We start from the raw sequence: 22,302 nt of genomic DNA on the forward strand, positions 1-22,302 counted from the left end.
AACACAATGCAAACAATTCAAGCCAACAATTATCCTGTTCATTTCAATGAAAAAGGCTATGAAGCCTTAAACTCACATTTGAAAGCAACTAAGTATTCTAATCTGTTTATTATAACAGATAGCAATACGAATGACTATTGTTTGCATAAATTTTTACCTTACTTAGAAACTGATTTGACCATTGAAATCATCGAATTTGAAGCAGGTGAAATCAATAAAAACATTGATACCTGTATCGAAGTTTGGAAAGTTCTAACCGAGTTGGGAGCTGACAGAAAAAGTTTGGTGATCAATTTAGGAGGTGGTGTTGTGACTGATTTAGGTGGATTTGTAGCTTCCACATTCAAAAGAGGAGTGGATTTTATTCATATTCCTACTACGCTATTGTCAATGGTTGATGCTTCTGTTGGAGGAAAAACAGGAGTGGATTTAGGTAATTTAAAAAACCAAATTGGAGTAATCAACGTTCCGTTAATGGTTTTAATTGACACGCAATATCTTGAAACAGTTCCTCAAAACGAGATGCGTTCTGGTTTAGCCGAAATGTTAAAACACGGTTTAATTTTTGACAAAAACTATTGGGAACAATTTTTAGACCTAAGTAGTATTGATTTTAACGATTTAGACGGCTTAATTCATCGTTCTGTTGCGATTAAAAATGAAATTGTAATGCAAGATCCTACCGAGAAAAATATTCGTAAGGCTTTAAATTTCGGACATACATTAGGACACGCTATTGAAAGTTACTTTTTAGAAAACGAAAATAAAACTACTTTACTTCACGGTGAGGCAATTGCCATTGGAATGATTTTAGAAAGTTATATTTCATGGCATAAAAATTTAATCACAGAAGCCGAATACCATCAAATAAAATCAGCTATTAAAGCAATTTACGATGATATTACTTTTGAAGAAAATGACATCCAACCCATACTTGATTTATTAATTCATGATAAGAAAAATGAATTTGGCACGATTCAATTTGCATTAATCGAAGGAATTGGTGCTATAAAAATCAATCAATTGGTTGAAAATGAATTGATTCTTAGCGCATTTCAAGACTACAAATCATAATCGTTTTTTTAGTTAAAAGGATTGCATTTCGTATATATATTTTTTTACATTTGCCTCGATGAAAACGAATCAAAACACAATGTACTTTTACTTAAACGACCGCCCCTTTTTAAGGATGTGGAAGCGTTTAAATGCTTTCAAAGGAAGTTTTAGTTTTGACATTTTCCAATACCTAAAAGCCGAAAATGAAAAACTTCAAATTGTGTATGCTAATATTCGGGTTTGAATTTTAGTTTAATTGTTATTTAAACCATATTTAATCTAAAATTCTGAAATTCAAATGAATACAAAATATTTCGACTTAATCAATCAAACGTATTACTTCCCTCAAGAAGAGTTTACATTAAACAAAGACAATCTTCAGTTTCACAACATTGATTTGATGAAATTGGTAGAACAATACGGAACTCCATTAAAGTTTACCTACCTACCTCAAATTTCCAATAACATTAACAAAGCCAAAGCTTGGTTTCGTAAGTCAATGGAAAAGAACAAATATGAGGCAAAGTATTATTATTGTTATTGCACCAAGAGTTCTCATTTTGAATACATTATGAATGAGGCTTTCAAAAACAATATTCACATTGAAACGTCTTCTGCCTTTGACATTAATATTGTAGAGAATCTTTTGGAAAATGGTAAAATTAACAAAAGTACTTATGTAATTTGTAATGGCTTTAAAAGAGACGAATACGTTTCAAACATTGCTCGTTTAATTAATACTGGACACAAGAATACGATTCCAATTATTGATAATTACGAAGAATTGGATTTGCTTCAAGCGCAAATAAAAGGGAAATTTAAAATCGGAATCCGTATTGCCGCTGAGGAAGAACCTAAATTTGAGTTTTACACGTCACGTTTAGGAATTGGCTACAAAAATATTGTGCCTTTCTACAAAAAAGAAATCAAAGAAAATAAAAAATTGGAACTCAAAATGTTGCACTTTTTTATTAATACGGGTATTAATGATAATGCTTACTATTGGAACGAATTAGTAAAATGTATCAAAGTATATGTAGCCTTGAAAAAAGAATGCCCTACACTTGATGGATTGAATATTGGTGGTGGTTTCCCTATCAAGAATTCATTAACATTTGAATACGATTACCAATACATGATTGACGAAATTATCAATCAAATTAAAATTGCTTGTGACGAAGCTGAAGTAGCTGTTCCTAATATCTTTACTGAATTTGGATCCTTTACTGTAGGTGAAAGTGGCGGTGCGATTTACCAAATTTTGTATCAAAAACAACAAAACGATAGAGAAAAATGGAATATGATTGATTCATCATTCATCACCACTCTACCGGATACTTGGGCAATTAACAAACGTTTTATTATGTTGGCTGTCAATCGTTGGAATGATACTTACGAAAGAGTTTTATTAGGTGGTTTGACTTGTGATAGTGATGATTATTACAATTCCGAGCAAAATATGAATGCCATCTATTTACCAAAATACAATAAAGAAAAACCACTCTACATTGGTTTTTTCAACACCGGTGCGTACCAAGAAACGATTGGAGGTTATGGCGGATTACATCACTGTTTGATTCCACAGCCAAAACACATCTTAATTGATCGAGACGAAAATGGAATTTTGGCTACCGAAGTGTATTCAGAGCAACAAACTTCGGACGATGTTTTAAAAATATTAGGTTACAACAAAAAATAATTATACACACAATAAGAGATTTAAAAATTTGTTATATTTGATTATACCATCAACTACAACTTTGAATTTTTAAGTATTAAATTAAAAAAAATGAGCAAAGGACCAATCAGTCAGTTTATTGAAAAGCATTACTTGCACTTTAATTCTGCATCTTTAGTTGATGCCGCAAAGGCTTACGAACAGCAATTAGCTAATGGAGCCAAAATGATGGTCAGTATGGCTGGAGCCATGAGTACCGCTGAAATCGGAAAGATTTTTGCAGAAATTATTCGTCAAGACAAAGTGCAAATTATTTCTTGTACAGGAGCCAACCTTGAAGAAGACATCATGAACTTAGTAGCACACTCTCATTACGAAAGAGTGCCTAACTACCGTGATTTAACTCCACAAGACGAATGGGATTTATTGGAAAGAGGATTAAACCGTGTAACCGATACTTGTATCCCAGAACACGAAGCTTTCCGTCGTTTGCAAAAACACATTTATAAAATTTGGAAAGACGCTGACGATAAAGGAGAGCGTTATTTTCCACACGAATTCATGTATAAAATGTTACTTTCTGGTGTTCTTGAAGAATACTACGAAATTGACTTGAAAGATAGTTGGATGTACGCAGCAGCAGAAAAAAACTTACCTATTATCGTTCCAGGTTGGGAAGATAGCACGATGGGTAATATTTTTGCTTCGTATGTAATCAAAGGAGAATTGAAAGCCTCTACTATGAAGTCTGGAATTGAATACATGACTTTTTTAGCCGATTGGTATCCAAAAAATAGCGCTAACGGAATTGGATTCTTCCAAATTGGGGGTGGTATTGCAGGAGATTTTCCTATTTGCGTAGTGCCAATGTTGTACCAAGATATGGAAATGCACAACATTCCTTTCTGGAGCTATTTCTGTCAGATTTCAGATTCTACAACCAGTTATGGTTCGTACTCTGGAGCTGTCCCGAATGAAAAAATAACTTGGGGTAAATTGGACATCAACACTCCAAAGTTCATTATCGAGTCCGATGCTACCATTGTAGCACCTTTAATTTTTGCTTATTTATTAGACTTATAGAATACACAACTTTATGAAAAGAGTAATTGTTGATTACGCAAAACTTACCAACGAAATTTTAAACTTATTAGTTGAGAAATTTCCTGATGGTTATGATGACTCAGACATTATCCGTTTTAAAAATGCAAAAAACGAATTGGTTGAAGCAGTAGAAGTACGAACTGAAGACACTATTTATTTAGTAAAAGTAAGTACCAAGCTTTCTGACAGAATTGAAAACTATGATGAAGATGATGTGATCATCGACGAAGTGGTAGCACCAATCAAAGGACTAGAACTAGACGAAGAGGATAGTGATGACGATTCGGAAGACGAAAATTTAGACAAACCAGACAGCGATTCTGAAGATGGAGACGATGACGACGATGATAATGATTTTGAAGATATCGCAGACGACGAAGATGAAGATGACGAATAATTATTAATTCTACTACACAAAAAAGGCTATCTATTTTCATAGGTAGCCTTTTTTAGTTTTTAAATACTTCTTTATTTATAAATAACGTTCTTCAAATACTTTTTGATGTTGCTTCTGGTGACCAATTAACATAAAACCAATGGCTCGAACAGAAATCAGATTTTCGGAAGCGATACCTACTCTTTTCAATTGATCTTCAGAAAAACTTTTGAAAAGCAATAAATTGGAATGTCTAACCGTTGATAATTCTGTCAACAAATCCTGAAGACTTCTTGTATTACCTGCTGTATTTTGAGCAAAAGTATTTTCGTCAAAACCCGGCAAAGGTGTACTATCATTTCTTGAAATTCGCAAAGCACGATAGGCAAATATTCGTTCTGTATCAATAATGTGTTGAATTATTTCTTTAATAGTCCACTTTCCTTCAGCATACCGATAATCAAACTTATCCATTGGAATATTTTGCACAAATCGAATAAAGTCATGCAAACAAATTTCTAATTCTTCAATCAAATCAACTTCGCCTGCCGCTTTGATATAAGTAGCATTAAATATTGAATATTCACTTTCAGACAACTGACTTGTTCTCATACTAATAAATTAAGCTGAGTTTCTACTTGCATTTGTGTTTCCAAAAAGAGAGCGAGTCACGATTTTTTCGTACACCTTAATTAGTTTCTCATCTGGATTTTTTTGTTTCATCAACTCATTAATTCGAGTTAATCCATATTGTTGTATTGTCAACAAAGGCAACACAATACGTTCTCTAATGTCAATAGAAGCTTTACCATCAGGGTAATTTTCCATTAATTCTTTATGACCTGCAATTTTTAATAATAAACGTTTGGTTTCCAAAAATTCATTATAAATAATTTGCCAGAACTCTCCAAACTCAGGATCTTTACTCATATAAGCAGTCAATGGGAAAAATGATTTAGCCAATGACATCATACTGTTTTCCAACAAGGTTTTAAAGAACAATGAACCATCATATAAATTCTGAACTTTATCCCATTGATTAGTATCCTCAAAATGTTTTAAAGCTGTTCCAACACCAAAAAATCCTGGTACATTTTGTTTCAACTGACTCCAAGAACCTACAAACGGAATCGCTCTTAAATCAGCGAAATCTAAAGTTTCAGACTTACTTCTTTTTGACGGACGGCTACCAATATTGGTTTTAGCATAGTATTTCAAAGTACTCATTTGTTCCAAATACGGAATGAATTTTGGGTGGTTTTTAAAACTCAAATACTTCTCATACCCTAATTCAGCCAATTGATCTAAAATAGCTTTTTCATCTAATGTCAATTCATTTCTTCCTTTAGCAAAAACTTGGTTTGTGACACCAGCACTTAAAAGGTTTTCTAAATTATGACGACAAGAGTCTAAAGTTCCAAAATTAGAACTAATCGTTTGACCTTGAACAGTAACCTGAATTTCGTTATTTTCAATTTTTGGACCTAAAGACGCATAGAATTTATGTGTTTTTCCTCCACCACGAGCAGGAGGTCCACCTCTACCGTCAAAGAAAATGGCTTTAATTCCATATTTTCTTGAGATTTCCGTTAACGATTCTTTTGCTTTATAAATACTCCAATTCGCCATTAAATAGCCACCATCTTTGGTTCCATCAGAGAACCCTAACATGATGGTTTGCTTGTTATTTCTTTCTTTCAAATGCTTGGCGTAAGCTGGATTAGTATACAACTTCTCCATAATCTCATGCGCATTTTGCAAATCGTCAACCGATTCAAATAACGGAATAATATCAACTGAAGGTGCTGCCCAATTACTCAATTTAAAAAGAGCAAAGGTTTCCATTACATTTAAGGCACTTTCATTATTACTTATTATATAACGGTTAGAACCGAATTCTCCGTTGTTTTGTTGAATTGTTTTGATAGCTTGAATAGACCCTAAAGTAGAATTGGTCATTTCATTCTCAAATGATGCTGGATCTAAATCACCTGACACATTAGATAAAACATCAAATTTTTCCTTTTCGGAAAGTTCAAAATAATTAGCTGGGAATACTTTTGAATTGGATTGCAAATAATGATTTACAACATCTTTAAAAACAGCATCGTGTATTTTACTATTTTGACGGATATCTAAAGTAGCAAAGTGAAATCCAAATAAATTCACTTTAATCAACAAAGCGTCCAACTGATCTACATATAGCGATTGATGTTGCTCTACAATAATCGATCTAATCTTTTTTAGTTGCGTTCTAAACTCTTCCAGCGTAATGAAAATTTCACCTTTAGAATAAAATACAGAACGATACAATTTTTGCTCCAACTCAGAAACTAAAGTATCAACACCTGGAAATGTTAGTTTACGCTTCAAATTTCTCATTTCGATATAATAACATTTCAAAATAGAAGTACGCAAACGATCGGCAACTTTAAGAGTAATCTCAGTGGTTACAAATGGATTTCCATCACGATCTCCTCCTGGCCAAAAACCTAATTTAATCAGCGGATTATTAATCGAATTTCCATTGAACAAATTCTTTTCTAAATAGTGAACCATCTCTCCTGCCGTTTCATAAAAAACGTTTTCAAGATACCAAATCAAACTTACCGCTTCGTCATACGGATTGGGTTTTTCATTTTGTATAAAAGGAGTTTTCCCCAATTGCGCTAACAATTGTTTAATTCCTAATAAATTATTTTTACGGATTGCATCGGTTAAATCGTTGATAATACCTAAAACTGCACCTGGATAAAATTGTGTTGGATGCGCCGTTAAAACGGTTCTAACATTAAAGTTTTCCAAAAATTCCGTCAATTCTTCTTGACTATTTTTATCATCTGCTTTTTCTTTAATATCACGCAGCGATCCTCTACCCTCCATATTGTTCACGGCCGGAAAAGCTGCATCTTCAATAGCATCAAAAAGTACAATTTGTCTCTCAATGTATTGAATAAAACGAAACATTAAATCAATCTTATCCGACTCTGAATCAGTATGCAGGTATTTTTTTGTAAAAAACTCTACTATTTCACCTGGTGTTTCTTGCTTTTTAAACCCCGTATCACAAACATCTGTAAATAAAGGAAGTAAAACACCTGTATTGTCTATAGAATCAAAAGGCAAAGTAATAAACACACTGTTATAAATGTGATACTTAGAAAGTACATCTTGATTAAAACGTTCAATTTTAGGAAGCGTATACATAGGTTCTGGTATAGTTAGTTGTTGTATTTAATTCAATTGGCATAAAAAAACCCCAAGAACAAACTTGAGGTTATATTGTAAATATAGCGTCAAGTATTACATGTTTTTGAAAATCGTATGCATCAAACGTTTCTTATCATTGATGCTTTCTTCCAATGAAATCATGGTTTCCGTTCTGTATACTCCATCAATATCGTCAATCATAAAGATTACATCCTTAGCATGTTTAGTATCTTTAGCTCTAATCTTACAGAAGATATTGAATTTACCTGTAGTTACCGAAGCAACCGTTACAAAAGGAATTTCATTAATTCGTTCTAAAACAAATTTAGTTTGAGAGGTATTATTAAGAAAAACACCTACATAAGCAATGAAAGAATATCCTAATTTATCATAATCAAGCACAAGAGAAGAACCCATAATGATTCCAGCATCTTCCATCTTTTTTACTCTAACATGGACTGTCCCTGCAGAAATTAATAATTTTTTGGCAATATCCGTAAATGGAACTCTAGTGTTGTCAATCAACATATCTAAAATCTGGTGATCTACTTCATCTAAACGAAACTTACTCATAATTTTTTCAATTAATATTATTAATTATCTAAAACAAAGTATAAAAATATACATAAAAACTAAACAATGAGTAATAAAACTACTTTTTTATCAATCCGTTAACGAATTCTATGTTTTTATTTAAATAAAAATTGGCTTTTTGATCTAATTTAGGAATATTGTCATAATCATCAGTATAAACAGCTCCTTGAGCATCATACTCCAAATGACCGAAACGATTTTCCAAATCTTCTATTTGATTAATGTACGCATTAAAACAAATTTGACCGTCAATCAATTCTTCTTTGTATTGTGAGGCAAAATTGATGATTTTTTCCTTACCATCATAATTTATTTTGACATTTTTATACAAAAAATCACAAAAAACTGGATTATTTTGTGAAATATTCAAATATTCTTCGATTCTATTGCTAACTATATCGTTTTCGTTAATTACATTAAAAGCAGACACTAGCGAATAAAATACGAATTTTCTAGTTTCTTCTCTTTCATAATCGTTGGGAAAATGTCCCGCTTCAAACAAAATAGTTGGAACTCCCAAATACTGAAACGTATCTCCAATACAATTAATATTAAACGAATCATCAAAGCGACCCACCTGACCCGGTATAAACTGTTGCAATACCTGATTGATTCCAGCTATGACATTAATCGCTTTTAATCTTGACTCATTGATGTCCCGTTCTTCATTATAAGATGGGGCTAAAAACGACATCGTAGCTGGCTTACCCGTTGTAGCTACTCCAAAAATAGTACGTTGATCGTGTAGATTAAAACAATAATCCGGTTTAAATCGCTCGAATGTAGCACGCAACACCTTACTTTCTGGCTGTGTCAAATCTTGAGAATCGCGATTTAAATCAATAGCATTAGCATTGGCACGAGTATATAAAGTAGCGCCATCAGGATTTAGCATTGGAATCCAGCAAAAAGTAAACTCATTTAAAAATTGTTTTGCCAAATCGGTTCCGCTATGTAACAGGTTTAAAAAATCAAAAAGCCCCTTAGTGGTTGTGCTTTCGTTTCCATGCATTTGAGACCAAAGAAAAATTCGGGTTGCTCCATGTCCAATTTGGTATTCATATATTGATTTCCCTAAAACAGATTTTCCAATTTCTTGCAATTGATTTGCTGTATTTAATCGTTGCAAAATCGGTTCAATATGTTCTAATGTAATATATCGACCTTGGATAGATTGTTCTTTATTTTGAACAAATAACGCTTCTAAATTCATAGTTCATAATTTGATTTTACAAAAGTAAACATCTTTACATTTACAATTGTAAACTAATATTACGCCATAAAATTTAATTCTGTAAACAAAAAAAGCTGTTTTTAAGTCTGTTTTCGAACAAGTTAAATTGCTTATTGTAAACAAATTTAAAATAAACTAATATGTTATTGATAATCAATATTTTAAATTAATTTATATAAATTAAAAATTGAATTTAACTGAATTTATTTTACCTATTTACAAACTGTTTTATTCATAATTATTTTACTTTTGATTACATTTGTAAACAAATGTTTTTTTAAACTATTCTACAATGGTAAACATCGACGATTTCGTAAAAAGACTAGAAATACTTTTGGAATATTACAACTTAAATGCGTCTTCTTTTGCAGATAAAATTGGGGTACAACGCTCTAGTTTGTCACACCTCCTATCAGGACGAAACAAACCGAGTTTGGATTTTATTCTTAAAATTTTAGAAGTTTTTCCTGAGGTAGATTTGTATTGGATATTAAATGGAAAAGGTAGTTTTCCAAAAACAATCGGCAACAATAACGTTATTAAAACACCTCCTGCTATTTTAAATTCAGAACCTATTAGTGGAAATTTATTTTCAACTATTCCTGAAGCAAAAACAACAACACCTACTGTAGAGGTAAAAAAAATAGACCAACTCCCTCAATCTATTTCAAATGAAGTAGAAAAAATTGTTTTCTTTTATAAAGATGGAACTTTTAAAGAATTTAAGTCGAATTAAGATTCTTTAACACGATAGCCGTATTCCGGTATTTTTCCTGTTACGCCTACAAAGTGTCGATTAAGCAGTGTTAAATCTGCTTCTAAGTTTCCAGTGGGCTGTAATGGTTGTCCGAATCGAACCTCTTTTTTGCCAAAATCAAAAGCCACAGGAATTATAGGAACATTAGCTTTTAAGGCGATGTAATAGAATCCCGTTTTAAGTTCACTCACAAATTTACGAGTTCCTTCGGGAGCAACGGCTAAACGGAATGTGTCTTTTTCCTCAAAGATTGCTGCAATCGAATCTACCTTATTTAAGCCACCCGATCTATCTAACGGTGCGCCACCCATATACTTAAAATAATACCCAAATGGGAAACGAAATAATTCTTTTTTTGCAACAAAATTCATTTCAAGTCCAACAATCCCTCGAGTAAAAATCCCTAAATAAAAGTCGTGCGCACTGGTATGTGGTAGTACCATCATAACGCATTTTTTTATTTCAGGATTAATAGTCCCTACTATCTTCCACCCCATGATTTTAAAAAACACCCATTTATAGAACTCCTTCTTCATTCTTTTACTAATTTATTGCAAATAAAAACAATTAAAATCTTATTTTTGAACAAATCCCCACATTATGATACGCAAATTTCTGAGCTATCTTATTCCTATTACGATATACAAAACCAAATCAGGTTGGAGTAAATCTATTGAAGTTACTTGGGCTAATGGCGAATTAGTGATGGATTCTGAAAACACCAACTACTCTTACGGAAGTTTACAACGCATTTTACGATTAGGATTAAAAACAATTGGCTTTCGCCAAATCAAAAGCATGAAAAAAATTCTGGTTTTAGGCGTCGCAGGTGGTAGCGTCATAAAAACCTTAATCAAAGAAATTCAATTTAAAGGCACAATTACAGGAGTCGAAATTGACCCTGAAATTATCAAAGTCGCTAATTCTTATTTTCATTTGAATCAAATTCCAAATCTCACCATTGTAATAGCAGATGCTTTTGAATTTGTATTGCAAGCCAATGAAAAATACGACTTAATCATTGTTGATATTTTTCAAGACACTAAAATACCTAGTTTTTTATTCGAAAATTTCTTTACAGAAAGACTTTGTGCTTTACTTCAAAATAAAGGTTATATAGTATTCAATACTATGGTTTTAAATAAAAATGATAATGAAAGAAATGAAAAGTATTGTAGCGAATTTTACCAACCCAATTTCAAAATCAAAACAATTCCTCGAGTTGAAATTCATAATGAATTAATCATAATAGAAAAGATCAAATAATATTTTTCACTAACTTGTATGTAATTATTTTTAGCACAAATGAGAAAAATTGTCAAAAAATTATTTTTGGGTAAATCATCTAATGGGAAACCAGCTGAATTTGATCCCATTGAAAAAAGAATTCAAAATATAAAGTCCATTTGGAATAATGACCATCAAGACGATAATGGCATAGAGAAGATTTTTCGTTTATTACTTTCTTCTTCTCAATTGCTATTTCCAGGTATTTACATCAAATATTTTTCTAGAAAAAAAGGCATTGAATACCAAGACTTAGCCACTGACTTCTATATTCTACTAAAAGTAATCTTTCCTATTGTGATTTTAGTAAACCAATGGCAACACTATCAATGGGTTATTATACTAATGACCTATCTATTTTTAGAAACAATTTTCTATATTCCAACGTTAATTTTTGCCTCTGATTTATTTTCAAGACCACGCTCTTATAGAAGATCAATGCTCTTGTTGTTCTTTAATTATTTGGAAATTGTATTTGCTTATGCCGTTTTTTACTCGTGTGGAAACTACCTAAACAAACCTTTTCAAAATTGGTTTGACGCAATCTACTTTAGCATAATCACCTCTTCTTCAATAGGATACGGTGATTTTTATCCCATTGTGACAATAGGTAAATTCTTAGTCAGTACACAAGCCTTATTGTTCTTATTTTTCATTATTCTTTTCTTGAATTTCTTTTCAACCAAAGTAAAAGCTACCGGCTATTTTGATCACGAAAACAACGAATGATTATAGCATTTTTCTCGCTTTCTCTAAATCTTCTGGAGTATCGATTCCGATACCAACATGGGTGGTTTCTACCATTTTAATACGTTTACCAAACTCTAAATAGCGTAATTGTTCTAATTTTTCAGACGCTTCCAAGGATTTCATTGGCAAACTATAAAAATCCAATAAGGCTTGTTTTCTGAAGGCATAAATTCCGATATGTTGAAAATAATGCACTCCTACATTCTTCTCCCTTGGATAGGGAATTACCGAACGGGAAAAATACAAGGCAAAACCATTTTGTGCTACCACTACTTTGACATTATTCGGATTATTGATATCTTCTTCATTGGTAATTTCACGCATTACTGAGGCTAAATCAACTTGTCTAGCCGAATCGTTTTTAAAGACATCAATTACTTTTTGTAAAGGATCTACATCAATAAAAGGTTCGTCTCCTTGTACATTTACTACAATATCAACATCTAAGTTTTGCACCGCTTCAGCAATTCGATCACTCCCTGACTCGTGTTCTTTGATACTCTTGATAGCCTTACCTCCATTGGAAATAATTTCTTCAAAAATAATATCTGAGTCTGTAACCACAAAAACATCATCAAACAACTTGGTATTGATTGCGGCTTCATAGGTTCTTAAAATCACTGTTTTTCCTCCCAAATCTTGCATTAATTTGGCTGGAAATCGTGTTGAAGCGTAACGTGCGGGTATAACGGCTATTATTTTCATTTGTTTTATTAAAAATTAGTAGTATCCAATTCTGATACAAATTTAATTTAATTTTTGGGTTTAGTACTTCACTATTTAATCCACAAAACTTTCGTCTTTAAAACCTATCAAATATAATTTATTTTTAGCTCTTGTCATGGCGGTATACAACCACCGAATATAATCACTATTGATTCCGTCAGGCAAATAGGGTTGCTCAATAAAAACCGTATTCCACTGCCCTCCTTGCGATTTGTGACAAGTTATTGCATAGGAGAATTTAACCTGCAAGGCATTAAAATAATCGTTATTTTTTACTTTTTGAAATTGCTTGTATTTGGTTTCGCCTTCGTAATCTTTTAGCACTTCTTGGTACAAACGATTCGACTCTTCATAAGTCAAAGAAGGTGATTCGCTCTTGATCGTATCCAAAAGCAAAACCGTTTCCAAAGGCTTTTGATTAGGATAATCCACCATTCGGATTTTTACTTTGGCAAACTTAAAACTATACAATTCCTGAATACTGAATATTTCCAACACTTCAATAATATCACCATTGGCAATAAAACCAGCTTCGTCAGCATCTTTTAACCAAAAGTAATTGTTCTTTACCACCATCAAAAAATCTCCCGTTGACAATTCGCTTTCTCGGTCTAAAATTCGAGTTCTAATTTGTTCGTTGTATTGATTGGCTCTTTTATTCGAACGAACAATGAAAGCGGTATCTTCAATACTGTAATTACTATAAGCTGAATGAATTGCATCTTGAATATCGTAACCGTCTACTAAACGAACAATATCTTTGAACTTACGTACATCAAATTGAAATTCGTTAATAAAACTATCTTTTAATAATTCGCGAAGTTCAGTTGCATTAAATAAAATCCCTGAACTTTCTTCCTGACGCATCACTTCGTCTAATTCAATAGATTCAATTTCTTTGTCATAATGCACTGCCAAAGTATGGGTATCCAAAGCTGGACTGATGTCCAAATTCACTGGTGGCAACTGTGCCGTATCGCCTAAAAGAATCATTTTACAGTTGGTTCCTGAATATACATACGAAATCAAATCGTCTAATAAAGAGCCGTTTTCATATAATTTTGAATCTGAATTAGCGTCTGAAATCATGGAAGCCTCATCAACAATGAAAATGGTATTTTTATGTTTATTAGGTTGCAAAGTAAACGAAACGCCTCCGCCTGAAGATTTCTTGGGAAAATAGATTTTTTTATGAATGGTAAAAGCGGGTTTATTCGAATAATTGGCAATTACCTTAGCTGCACGACCTGTTGGCGCAAGCAATACATATTTTTTATTAATCTCAATTAAGTTATTGACAATCGTTGAAATGACCGTAGTTTTTCCTGTTCCTGCATATCCTTTCAACACAAAAATGGTGTTGTTTTCCATTTCGGTTAAGAAAATAGCAATCTTTTGAAAAAAAATATCCTGTTTGTAAGTGGGTTCAAACGGAAATTTTTTCTTTAAAAGACTGTAAAACAGAGAGGAGTTCATTATGACTAATTTGACTGCAAAGTAAGCAATTGGAATGACAAAAATCAATCGCAATTTCAAAAATCAAGTTCAATTTCAAAAATCAACTTAAGTTTAACATTGCGATTCATTTTGACATTGAATATTGAAATTGCCATTGAAGTTGATTTTTGCTATTGTTATTCGTATGTTTGCATTGTTGAAATAAAAACGTATGAACACAAACATCACCGAAAAGAAGTATAAAAAATTGTCTATTCAAGTTGCCTTGAACGGACTTTCTTTTTGTTGTTTTGATACGCTTAACAACACCATTACTTCTTTTAACGAAGTGCGTTTTGACACTTTTCACAAAGCTACCAAAACCGAAGATTTGTTTGCCGATGCGTTTAGTGATTTTCCAGAATTAAAGGAGTCATACGATGAAATTCTAATAATTCACAATAACAATTTATCCACATTTGTTCCTGAACCGTTGTTTGATGAAAACTTTTTAGGAAGCTATTTACAATACAATACCAAAGTTTTTGAAACTGATTTTTTTGCTTTTGACGAAATTGCCAATTGCCAAATGAACACCGTTTACATTCCGTATGTAAATATCAATAACTTTTTTATTGACCAATTTGGCACTTTTGATTACAAGCATGCCAATACTATTTTGGTTTCCAAATTATTGATTGCGTCCAAAAACAATCCAGAGAAAAAGATGTTTGTACACATCAATTCAGGGCATTTTGAAATTATCGTGGTGCAAAACCAAAAACTAGTATTGTTCAATTCGTTTGACTATACTACTCCTGAAGATTTCTTGTATTACATTTTGTTTACAGCAGAACAATTGGGTTTAAATCCAGAACAATTCCCTTTAGAATTAATTGGAAAAATCGATGCCGAAAGTGAGTATTACCAATTAGCCTACAAATACATTCGCAATGTATCATTACTAGATGTAAGCGATTTACAAGCTAAAAACAATTTTTCAGAAGCGGATAACAGAACCCATTTTATACTTTTCAATTCATGAGAATTATTTCAGGCAAATACAAAGGCCGACGCATATTTCCTCCTAAAAACCTTCCTGTACGTCCTACAACTGATATGAGTAAAGAAGCATTATTCAATGTTTTGAATAATCATTTTAGCTTTGAAGGACTTAAAGTATTGGACTTATTCTCGGGAACAGGGAACATTAGCTTCGAATTTGCTTCCAGAGGTAGTTCGCCAATTACTTCAGTAGATGGAGATTTTGGTTGTGTAAAATTCATCAAACAAATCGCTGCTGAATTTGACTTTAATATTGCTGCTACCAAAAGTGATGTTTTTGCTTTCCTTGAAAAAAACAAAACGACTTACGACATCATTTTTGCCGATCCTCCTTACGGTTTAGACCAAAAAACATTTGAAAAAGCAGTTAGCTTAGTTTTTGAAAAAGGACTTTTAGAAGAAGAAGGAATGTTAATTATTGAACATTCCAAATACACTAAAATGGAACATTTACCTCATTTTTCTTTTCAAAAAAGTTACGGTGGATCTTTTTTTAGTTTTTTTGAAATAGCATCTTCTGAAGAGAAAGAAGAGTAGTTGTATTTTTAAAATAGCTTTATTCTATTTAATCCAATCCCGTTAGGGATTTCATCTCGGTAAAACCTAATAAAGTAAAATGTAAAGTCCCTTTAGGGATGATATATTTTAATCTAATCCTGAAGTAAAATAGCGTCCCTACAGGACTTTTATTCTTGTAGTCTTTTTTTTAATTACCTAAATCTAACTCCTAACGGAGTAATAAATCTCTTTAACTTAAAAACAACTATAGTTTGTGGAGAAAAAAAGCAGACCTATAAGCCGGATTCTGTCTCCGAGAAACGGAGCCTTATCATTTATCTAGAACTTACATTACTGCAAGCCTCAAGCTATCTACCCTTCAACAACGGACGAGAAGCCCTTAAATGCTGATATACTTGATATTTCACCACATAGAGTTTACCTGGTTTCACTACAGCATTACCTGTACATACTTTCTGTTGCACTTGTCCTAATCCATCTCGAAAAATCGAGACGAACCGACGGGTGTTACCCGCTATGCTTCTCTATGGTGTCCGGACTTTCCTCCCTCCTAATGAATCAGGACGGCGATAAGGCGGTCTGCAGTGCAAATTTACAACTTTATTTACGGGAAATCATAATTGATTTTTTTCTTTAACAAGACTTTTACAAATCCTTAAAAATAAAAGAGTTAACTTTATGATACACACATTTTAAACGCAATATACCATGGAACGAATGTATCATTATGCCACCATTGCTGAGGCACTTACCGAATTAAATGCTAAAGGTTTTACTCATGATTTTAATCTTCATACAGAAGATATCAAAGAAAATCCGTATCGTTATACTATTGAACATATTTATCGTTATGAAGGAGATACAAATCCTGATGAAGAAGCAGTGGTATATGGTCTTAAATCCGATATAGGAAAAAAAGGCGTTTTTGTAGCTTCTTATGGAAGTGATTTAGATACTGATCTTGCAATTGCCTTTAATTCTATGCGATTAAAACCGTAAATGTATTGTTAGTAAATTGGGGATAAGTCATCGGGGATTTGTAGAAAAGCTGTTGCTTTTTGAAATTTCATATCCTATATTTGCTTTCTAATACATTTTCAATGGAGCAATTTATAGTATCGGCACGCAAATACCGTCCGCAAACATTTAAAGATGTTGTGGGACAAAAGGCCATTACCAATACCTTGTTGAATGCCATTGAAAACAATCACTTAGCCTCTGCCCTTTTATTTACAGGACCTCGTGGTGTAGGGAAAACTACCTGTGCGCGTATTTTGGCACGAAAAATCAACCAACCTGGTTATGATGATCCAAATGAAGATTTTGCCTTCAATGTATTTGAATTGGATGCTGCTTCAAACAACTCAGTAGATGACATTCGAAACTTGATTGACCAAGTGCGTATACCCCCACAAACAGGACAATACAAAGTCTACATTATTGATGAGGTGCACATGTTGTCTTCTGCCGCTTTTAATGCATTTTTAAAAACATTAGAAGAGCCGCCAAAACACGCTATTTTCATTTTGGCTACGACCGAAAAACATAAAATCATTCCGACAATTTTATCGCGTTGTCAAATATTTGATTTCAAAAGAATTACCGTTAAAGATGCTAAAGAACATTTAGCGGATGTAGCCACTAGTCAAGGAGTACAATTTGAAGACGATGCCTTGCATATCATAGCTCAAAAGGCTGATGGTGCAATGCGTGACGCTCTGTCTATTTTTGACCGAGTAGTTTCTTTTTGTGGAACCAATTTGACTCGTCAAGCGGTAACCGAGAATTTGAATGTTTTAGATTATGAAACCTACATCAATGTAACCGATTTAATTTTGGAAAACAAAATCCCAGAATTATTAATAGCTTTCAATGAAATCTTAGCCAAAGGATTTGACGCACATCATTTTGTGGCTGGATTGGCTTCGCATTTTAGAGATCTATTGGTTTCTAAAAATCCTGCTACTTTATCTTTGTTAGAAGTTGGAGAACAAGCTCAGCAGATGTATGCTGTTCAAGCTCAAAAATGTGATGCCAATTTCTTGTTGAAAGGAATTGAAATTGCCAATGATTGTGATTTGAAATACAAAGTCAGTCAAAATCAACGACTACTTGTAGAACTTTGCTTAATGCAATTGGCCTCCATCACTTTCGATGGAGAAAAAAAAAAGTTGAGCAATTTATAATTTCGCCCACTTATTTTAAAAATTCAGGTTATTCTATAGTTGAAGTAGTTAAAAGTGTCGAAACTACAGAAAAAGTTGGCGTTGCTGTTCCAGAAAATACGACTGTTTCTCTCCAAGAAATTGAAGAAATAAAATCTGCTTCGGTCATTGAAACCCCTATAACTGTTAGTGAACCAATAGTTGAGGTAGCCCAACCTAGTATCGCAAAAGAATCCGAACCTAAAGTTTCTGCACTTTCATTATCCAGTATTCGTGCTAAAAAAGCATTAGAGGAAAATTCCAAAACTTTTGTAAAAGAGACGCTTCATTTACCAACAGAACCATTTACAGAAACTGAAATGTTATTGCAATGGAATAAATATGCGCAGCGTTTGGGTGACAAAGGATACAAAATCATGGAATCCTTATTGCTAATTAATGATCCAGTTTTGAATGGAACTCATATCACCATTGAATTACCTAACGAAGGTTCAAAATTGGATTTTGAAAGCGAAAAATTAGGATTATTAGGCTATTTGAAAGGACATTTACACAACCACGATATTACTATAGAAGTGATTGTAAATGAAAGTTTCGAAAGCAAACGCAGCTTTAATGATCAAGATCGTTACAACCGTTTACATCAAATTAATCCGAATATTGAATTATTAAAAACAACATTCGGATTGGATATTACTTAATATTTTGTGCTAGATTTTCCCGTAGTACATGGCTTTCACAATTCCATCTGCCAAACCAATTTTAGGAACATAAATATTTCTAGCTCCACTCCATTTCATGGCATTCAAATAAATTCGTGTTGCAGGAAGAATTACATCCGCACGGTCTGAGTTCAGTCCTAATTCCGAAATGCGTTGTTCATACGTTAACGAATTCAAAAAGGCATATTGGGAATTAATATAAATATACGACAAGGGTTTTTCTTGGGCTTTTCCGGACAACTTGAATAATTTATTAATATTTCCTCCAGAACCAATTAACGTAACTTCATCGTATTCTTCAGTATTGGTTCGAATCCATTTTTCAATTTCATCCCAAACTACTTCGTGAACCATATTATTTAATAAACGAACGGTTCCCGCTTTGAAAGATCGAGAAGCAATCATTTTTCCATTAGAGAACAATGTAAACTCGGTACTACCACCACCAACATCAACAAAAAGATAGGTTTGATCTGTTTTTAACAAATGATGTAAATCAGTAGAAGCTATAATTGCCGCTTCTTTTTTACCGTCAATAATCTCAATTTTCACCCCTGCTTTTTTCTTGATAATTTCAGTAACTTCTTTTCCATTATACGCTTCACGCATTGCTGAGGTTGCAAAGGCTTTGTACTGCTCTACTTTGTGTACTTTCATCAATAAACTGAATGCTTTCATAGCATCGCACATTCTATCAATATTTTCTTCTGAAATGGCTCCAACTGTAAATGCATCTTGCCCCAAACGAATTGGCACACGAACTAAGGAACTTTTACTAAATTGAGTTTCTTTACCGTCTTGTTCAACAATATTAGCAATAAGCAATCTCATGGCATTAGATCCAATATCGATAGCAGCGTATTTTTTTATTTTTAACATCAAAAATGATTCTGTGGGTCAATTAATTTTAGTTTCAGAAATTAAATAATCTCTTCTTGAATAACTTTATTTTGATAGTATTTATAGGTCTCTAACTGAGCTCTAAAAACCGGGTTATTTCCTCTTTGTCGGTATTTATTGTCTAATTTTTGAGAATGGAATCGGGCTTTTACATTTCCTTTCCAACCTAAATCAAAGTTATCAATTAACTCTTGTTTGATTTCTGTATCATAGATTGGGCAGGTAACTTCAACCCTACCGTCTAGGTTTCTAGTCATAATATCAGCCGATGAAATATAGACTTCGGTTTGGCTCGCATTTCCAAAAATGTAAATTCTAGAATGTTCCAAATAATTATCTACAATACTAATAGCTTCAATATTTTCACTCATGCCAGGCACACCTGGAATTAAAGAGCAAATGCCTCTTACCTCTAATTGTATTTTCACTCCTGCATTACTTGCTTCATACAATTTATCAATCATCTCAGTATCTGAAAGACTATTCATTTTTAGTTTCATGTACGTCTTTCTACCTGCAAGCGCATGGGAAATTTCTCTGTCTATTAATTTGTGAAAACGACCTCTTGTGTAATGAGGAGAAACAATCAAATGTTTATATCGATGCACTCTATAATTGGTATCAAAGAAATCAAAGATTTTAGAAACGTCTTTTAATATTTTTTGATGTGCTGTAAAAAGTGTCACATCAGTATATACTTTAGCCGTTGCTTCGTTGAAATTCCCAGTAGAAATAATTCCGTAACGTTTCACTTTTTTACCTTCTAAACGTTCAATAACACAAATTTTACTGTGTACTTTTAGTCCTTTGATTCCAAAAATAAGTTCGATCCCTTCCGTTTGCATTTGTTCTGCATAGGAAATATTACTTGCTTCGTCAAAACGAGCTTGCAACTCAATTTGAACAGTTACCTTTTTACCATTTTTTGCCGCATTAATTAGGGAACTAATAATTTGGGAATTTTTGGCTAATCGGTACAAAGTGATTTTAATCGTGGTTACTTTTGGATCTAAAGCCGCCTCACGTAAGAACTTGATAACGTACGAATACGACTGATAGGGTGCATTGACCAAATAATCTTTTACTGCAATTTTCTTCATTATGTTTTCGTCCAAACTCAATCCTGGAATAGGCAGCGGCGGATTCGTTTTGTACAACAAATCAAATCTACCTAGATTTGGAAAATCCATATAATCTCTTCTATTATGATATTTACCACCTGGAATAATACTATCTGTGGCATCAATTTTCATATTAGTTAAGAAAAAATTAAGTGTGTCTTTATCAATTGTTTGATCATAAATAAATCGAACAGGCTCACCAATTCTTCTGTCTTTTACACCTGCCGATATTTTCTCTAACATACTCTTACTCATATCACTATCAATATCTAGCTGAGCATCTCGAGTAATTTTTATCATGTGTGCAGAAACACTTTCGTAATCAAAAATATCGAAAATTTTATTTAAGTTGAGACGAATCACATCGTCAAGCATGATCACATATTGTTTTTCGCCTTCTGGAGGCAAAACAACAAATCGGTTAATTGTTTTTGGAAGTTCAATTACCGCATATCTAATTTCTGAATTCCCATCAACATCTTCCTCTTGATTCTGAATTTTAGTAACCAATTTCACTGCTAAATAACCCGCAGTATCTTTTAAAACAGGAAAATGATCTAAATCATTCAAAATGATTGTCACTAATTCTGGACTTACTTTTTGAACAAAAAAATCTTTTAAAAAATTTTCTTGTTCTTCAGTAACATCATTTTCATCAATGGTAAAAATATTTTCTTTTTCTAGTCTAGCTTCGATATCATTCAAAATATCCAAACTCTCTGCCTGTTGATTAATTACAATATCAGTGATATCATTCAGTAATTGTTGAGCTGAAATTCCGTTAAAAAACTTTTCTCCAGAAATTCCTGTCAGTGTCAATCGACGTATTGCTGCAAAACGAACTCTAAAAAACTCATCTAAATTATTCGAGAAAATACCTAGAAATCGCATTCGGTCTAAAAGAGGTACTGTCTCATCCCCTGCTTCTTGAAGTACTCTAGCGTTAAAAGCTAACCAACTTTTTTCTCTGTCAATGTATTTTTGTTGCAAAACTTTTATTTATTTTAAATCTTTTGGAAATAGTGTTTTTTTGATTTTACCCTTATCAATTTTATCCCAATTCTCTGTTTCAAATTGTAATGAAATAAATCCTGATGTAGGAACATTAGGAATAAAACCATCTCCAAATTTATTAACAAAATTTGTAATAGCCTCATTATGTCCAAAAAGAATAACACTTTCATAAAGATTATTACAAGATTTGATTACTTTCTCTAACTGATTTTCATCAAAAGTGTATAAATCTTCTTTGTAAACAATATTTTCAATAGGAAAATAAATATTTTGAGCAAAAATTAGAGCGGTATCTGAAGCTCTTTTGGCTGTACTTGTCCAGAGCAAAAAAGTTTTGGGAATGTAACTCATAATACAAGAGGAAACTAAATGGGCATCTATAATTCCTCTCTTAAGTAAAGGCCTATCAACATCTTTAGTAGGGGTTGCCCAACTTGATTTTGCATGTCTAACTAAAATTAAATTTTTCATACTATATGGGGGATTATTAGTTAATCTATTCAGAAAACAAATCATTCATTCATGAGACAATTTACAAAACATCTGTAAACGAATCTTCTATTTTAACTCTTTATTATTATTGATAT

22 protein-coding genes and 1 other RNA gene are annotated in these 22,302 nt (G+C 32.6%); 12 read left to right on the forward strand and 11 right to left on the reverse strand.

Annotated elements, in window-relative coordinates; genetic code table 11:
• The first annotated feature begins 6 nt into the window (after nucleotides 1–6).
• The 4 genes from aroB (at nucleotide 7) to Q0L65_RS01465 (ending at nucleotide 4,235) form a co-directional block, all read left to right on the forward strand.
• On the forward strand, nucleotides 7–1,074 hold the full coding sequence (aroB, locus tag Q0L65_RS01450) for a 3-dehydroquinate synthase (protein ID WP_296682632.1): 1,068 nt from the start codon (nucleotides 7–9) through the stop codon (nucleotides 1,072–1,074).
• A gap of 280 nt (nucleotides 1,075–1,354) precedes the next feature.
• Nucleotides 1,355–2,755, forward strand: a complete 1,401-nt coding sequence (locus Q0L65_RS01455; RefSeq protein ID WP_296682634.1) for an arginine decarboxylase — start codon at nucleotides 1,355–1,357, stop codon at nucleotides 2,753–2,755.
• 90 nt (nucleotides 2,756–2,845) lie between these two features.
• On the forward strand, nucleotides 2,846–3,817 hold the full coding sequence (locus Q0L65_RS01460) for a deoxyhypusine synthase family protein (RefSeq protein ID WP_296682636.1): 972 nt from the start codon (nucleotides 2,846–2,848) through the stop codon (nucleotides 3,815–3,817).
• Between the two features lie 13 nt (nucleotides 3,818–3,830).
• Entirely contained in the window at nucleotides 3,831–4,235 is a 405-nt protein-coding gene (locus Q0L65_RS01465; RefSeq protein ID WP_296682638.1) for a DNA primase, read from the forward strand.
• A 75-nt stretch (nucleotides 4,236–4,310) separates the two neighbouring features.
• On the opposite strand, the gene Q0L65_RS01470 is transcribed toward Q0L65_RS01465, so the two are convergent.
• The 4 genes from Q0L65_RS01470 to Q0L65_RS01485 all read right to left on the reverse strand — a co-directional run bounded on the left by Q0L65_RS01470 (nucleotide 4,311) and on the right by Q0L65_RS01485 (nucleotide 9,231).
• Nucleotides 4,311–4,826, reverse strand: coding sequence for a DinB family protein (locus tag Q0L65_RS01470; protein ID WP_296682640.1), 516 nt, complete (start codon nucleotides 4,824–4,826; stop codon nucleotides 4,311–4,313).
• Between the two features lie 9 nt (nucleotides 4,827–4,835).
• On the reverse strand, nucleotides 4,836–7,421 hold the full coding sequence (locus Q0L65_RS01475; RefSeq protein ID WP_296682642.1) for a phosphoenolpyruvate carboxylase: 2,586 nt from the start codon (nucleotides 7,419–7,421) through the stop codon (nucleotides 4,836–4,838).
• A 96-nt stretch (nucleotides 7,422–7,517) separates the two neighbouring features.
• A complete protein-coding gene (locus Q0L65_RS01480; protein WP_072943262.1) occupies nucleotides 7,518–7,997 on the reverse strand; it encodes a winged helix-turn-helix transcriptional regulator in 480 nt (159 codons plus the stop codon).
• Nucleotides 7,998–8,076: 79 nt separating this feature from the next.
• Nucleotides 8,077–9,231 carry a M14 family metallopeptidase gene (locus Q0L65_RS01485; protein ID WP_296682659.1) on the reverse strand — a complete coding sequence of 385 codons (1,155 nt, stop codon included), beginning with the start codon at nucleotides 9,229–9,231 and terminating at the stop codon, nucleotides 8,077–8,079.
• A 313-nt stretch (nucleotides 9,232–9,544) separates the two neighbouring features.
• On the opposite strand from Q0L65_RS01485, the gene Q0L65_RS01490 reads away from it, so the two are divergent.
• Nucleotides 9,545–9,988, forward strand: coding sequence for a helix-turn-helix transcriptional regulator (locus tag Q0L65_RS01490; RefSeq protein ID WP_296682661.1), 444 nt, complete (start codon nucleotides 9,545–9,547; stop codon nucleotides 9,986–9,988).
• Here Q0L65_RS01490 and Q0L65_RS01495 read toward each other — a convergent pair.
• Complete coding sequence (locus Q0L65_RS01495; protein WP_296682663.1) at nucleotides 9,985–10,545, reverse strand: 1-acyl-sn-glycerol-3-phosphate acyltransferase; 561 nt, start codon at nucleotides 10,543–10,545, stop codon at nucleotides 9,985–9,987. The genes Q0L65_RS01490 and Q0L65_RS01495 overlap by 4 nt on opposite strands.
• Nucleotides 10,546–10,609: 64 nt before the next feature.
• Here Q0L65_RS01495 and Q0L65_RS01500 point away from each other — a divergent pair, with 64 nt between their 5' ends.
• Both Q0L65_RS01500 and Q0L65_RS01505 read left to right on the forward strand, forming a co-directional pair.
• Nucleotides 10,610–11,275: a fused MFS/spermidine synthase gene (locus tag Q0L65_RS01500; RefSeq protein WP_296682665.1), complete on the forward strand. Its 666-nt coding sequence runs from the start codon at nucleotides 10,610–10,612 to the stop codon at nucleotides 11,273–11,275.
• Nucleotides 11,276–11,314: 39 nt separating this feature from the next.
• Nucleotides 11,315–12,025 (forward strand): potassium channel family protein, encoded by a 711-nt coding sequence (locus Q0L65_RS01505; RefSeq protein ID WP_296682667.1) that lies wholly within the window; start codon nucleotides 11,315–11,317, stop codon nucleotides 12,023–12,025.
• Here Q0L65_RS01505 and kdsB read toward each other — a convergent pair whose 3' ends face one another.
• Nucleotides 12,026–12,751, reverse strand: coding sequence for a 3-deoxy-manno-octulosonate cytidylyltransferase (gene kdsB / locus Q0L65_RS01510; RefSeq protein ID WP_296682668.1), 726 nt, complete (start codon nucleotides 12,749–12,751; stop codon nucleotides 12,026–12,028).
• 75 nt (nucleotides 12,752–12,826) lie between these two features.
• Nucleotides 12,827–14,248 (reverse strand): AAA family ATPase, encoded by a 1,422-nt coding sequence (locus tag Q0L65_RS01515; protein WP_296682670.1) that lies wholly within the window; start codon nucleotides 14,246–14,248, stop codon nucleotides 12,827–12,829.
• Between the two features lie 193 nt (nucleotides 14,249–14,441).
• Between Q0L65_RS01515 and Q0L65_RS01520 the strand changes: the two genes are divergently transcribed.
• A complete protein-coding gene (locus tag Q0L65_RS01520; RefSeq protein ID WP_296682672.1) occupies nucleotides 14,442–15,254 on the forward strand; it encodes a DUF3822 family protein in 813 nt (270 codons plus the stop codon).
• A complete protein-coding gene (locus tag Q0L65_RS01525; protein WP_296682674.1) occupies nucleotides 15,251–15,811 on the forward strand; it encodes an RsmD family RNA methyltransferase in 561 nt (186 codons plus the stop codon). Before Q0L65_RS01520 ends, Q0L65_RS01525 begins: the two co-directional genes overlap by 4 nt.
• A 241-nt stretch (nucleotides 15,812–16,052) precedes the next feature.
• Here Q0L65_RS01525 and rnpB read toward each other — a convergent pair.
• Nucleotides 16,053–16,379, reverse strand: an RNA gene (gene rnpB / locus Q0L65_RS01530) — RNase P RNA component class A.
• Between the two features lie 122 nt (nucleotides 16,380–16,501).
• Here rnpB and Q0L65_RS01535 point away from each other — a divergent pair.
• The 3 genes from Q0L65_RS01535 (at nucleotide 16,502) to Q0L65_RS01545 (ending at nucleotide 18,659) form a co-directional block, all read left to right on the forward strand.
• On the forward strand, nucleotides 16,502–16,792 hold the full coding sequence (locus tag Q0L65_RS01535; RefSeq protein ID WP_296682675.1) for a hypothetical protein: 291 nt from the start codon (nucleotides 16,502–16,504) through the stop codon (nucleotides 16,790–16,792).
• 101 nt (nucleotides 16,793–16,893) lie between these two features.
• Entirely contained in the window at nucleotides 16,894–17,979 is a 1,086-nt protein-coding gene (gene dnaX, locus Q0L65_RS01540) for a DNA polymerase III subunit gamma/tau (protein ID WP_296682677.1), read from the forward strand.
• On the forward strand, nucleotides 17,916–18,659 hold the full coding sequence (locus Q0L65_RS01545) for a DNA polymerase III subunit gamma/tau (RefSeq protein ID WP_296682679.1): 744 nt from the start codon (nucleotides 17,916–17,918) through the stop codon (nucleotides 18,657–18,659). Before dnaX ends, Q0L65_RS01545 begins: the two co-directional genes overlap by 64 nt.
• A gap of 9 nt (nucleotides 18,660–18,668) precedes the next feature.
• Here the strand turns inward: Q0L65_RS01545 and Q0L65_RS01550 are convergent, their stop codons facing one another.
• From Q0L65_RS01550 to Q0L65_RS01560, 3 genes are read right to left on the reverse strand one after another with little or no spacing between them, the layout of a single operon-like run.
• Nucleotides 18,669–19,559: a rod shape-determining protein gene (locus Q0L65_RS01550; RefSeq protein ID WP_296682680.1), complete on the reverse strand. Its 891-nt coding sequence runs from the start codon at nucleotides 19,557–19,559 to the stop codon at nucleotides 18,669–18,671.
• 41 nt (nucleotides 19,560–19,600) lie between these two features.
• On the reverse strand, nucleotides 19,601–21,700 hold the full coding sequence (gene ppk1, locus Q0L65_RS01555; protein ID WP_296682783.1) for a polyphosphate kinase 1: 2,100 nt from the start codon (nucleotides 21,698–21,700) through the stop codon (nucleotides 19,601–19,603).
• On the reverse strand, nucleotides 21,701–22,186 hold the full coding sequence (locus tag Q0L65_RS01560) for a histidine phosphatase family protein (RefSeq protein ID WP_296682682.1): 486 nt from the start codon (nucleotides 22,184–22,186) through the stop codon (nucleotides 21,701–21,703).
• Nucleotides 22,187–22,302: the final 116 nt, after the last annotated feature.

It is taken from the genome of Flavobacterium sp. (genome assembly GCF_024642105.1).
Taxonomy (GTDB): domain Bacteria; phylum Bacteroidota; class Bacteroidia; order Flavobacteriales; family Flavobacteriaceae; genus Flavobacterium.

Coding starts and splice junctions, on each gene's coding strand:
- aroB (WP_296682632.1), top strand. CDS start 7: ATGCAAACAATTCAAGCCAACAATTATCCTGTTCATTTCAATGAAAAA.
- Q0L65_RS01455 (WP_296682634.1), top strand. CDS start 1,355: ATGAATACAAAATATTTCGACTTAATCAATCAAACGTATTACTTCCCT.
- Q0L65_RS01460 (WP_296682636.1), top strand. CDS start 2,846: ATGAGCAAAGGACCAATCAGTCAGTTTATTGAAAAGCATTACTTGCAC.
- Q0L65_RS01465 (WP_296682638.1), top strand. CDS start 3,831: ATGAAAAGAGTAATTGTTGATTACGCAAAACTTACCAACGAAATTTTA.
- Q0L65_RS01470 (WP_296682640.1), bottom strand. CDS start 4,826: ATGAGAACAAGTCAGTTGTCTGAAAGTGAATATTCAATATTTAATGCT.
- Q0L65_RS01475 (WP_296682642.1), bottom strand. CDS start 7,421: ATGTATACGCTTCCTAAAATTGAACGTTTTAATCAAGATGTACTTTCT.
- Q0L65_RS01480 (WP_072943262.1), bottom strand. CDS start 7,997: ATGAGTAAGTTTCGTTTAGATGAAGTAGATCACCAGATTTTAGATATG.
- Q0L65_RS01485 (WP_296682659.1), bottom strand. CDS start 9,231: ATGAATTTAGAAGCGTTATTTGTTCAAAATAAAGAACAATCTATCCAA.
- Q0L65_RS01490 (WP_296682661.1), top strand. CDS start 9,545: ATGGTAAACATCGACGATTTCGTAAAAAGACTAGAAATACTTTTGGAA.
- Q0L65_RS01495 (WP_296682663.1), bottom strand. CDS start 10,545: ATGAAGAAGGAGTTCTATAAATGGGTGTTTTTTAAAATCATGGGGTGG.
- Q0L65_RS01500 (WP_296682665.1), top strand. CDS start 10,610: ATGATACGCAAATTTCTGAGCTATCTTATTCCTATTACGATATACAAA.
- Q0L65_RS01505 (WP_296682667.1), top strand. CDS start 11,315: ATGAGAAAAATTGTCAAAAAATTATTTTTGGGTAAATCATCTAATGGG.
- kdsB (WP_296682668.1), bottom strand. CDS start 12,751: ATGAAAATAATAGCCGTTATACCCGCACGTTACGCTTCAACACGATTT.
- Q0L65_RS01515 (WP_296682670.1), bottom strand. CDS start 14,248: ATGAACTCCTCTCTGTTTTACAGTCTTTTAAAGAAAAAATTTCCGTTT.
- Q0L65_RS01520 (WP_296682672.1), top strand. CDS start 14,442: ATGAACACAAACATCACCGAAAAGAAGTATAAAAAATTGTCTATTCAA.
- Q0L65_RS01525 (WP_296682674.1), top strand. CDS start 15,251: ATGAGAATTATTTCAGGCAAATACAAAGGCCGACGCATATTTCCTCCT.
- Q0L65_RS01535 (WP_296682675.1), top strand. CDS start 16,502: ATGGAACGAATGTATCATTATGCCACCATTGCTGAGGCACTTACCGAA.
- dnaX (WP_296682677.1), top strand. CDS start 16,894: ATGGAGCAATTTATAGTATCGGCACGCAAATACCGTCCGCAAACATTT.
- Q0L65_RS01550 (WP_296682680.1), bottom strand. CDS start 19,559: ATGTTAAAAATAAAAAAATACGCTGCTATCGATATTGGATCTAATGCC.
- Q0L65_RS01560 (WP_296682682.1), bottom strand. CDS start 22,186: ATGAAAAATTTAATTTTAGTTAGACATGCAAAATCAAGTTGGGCAACC.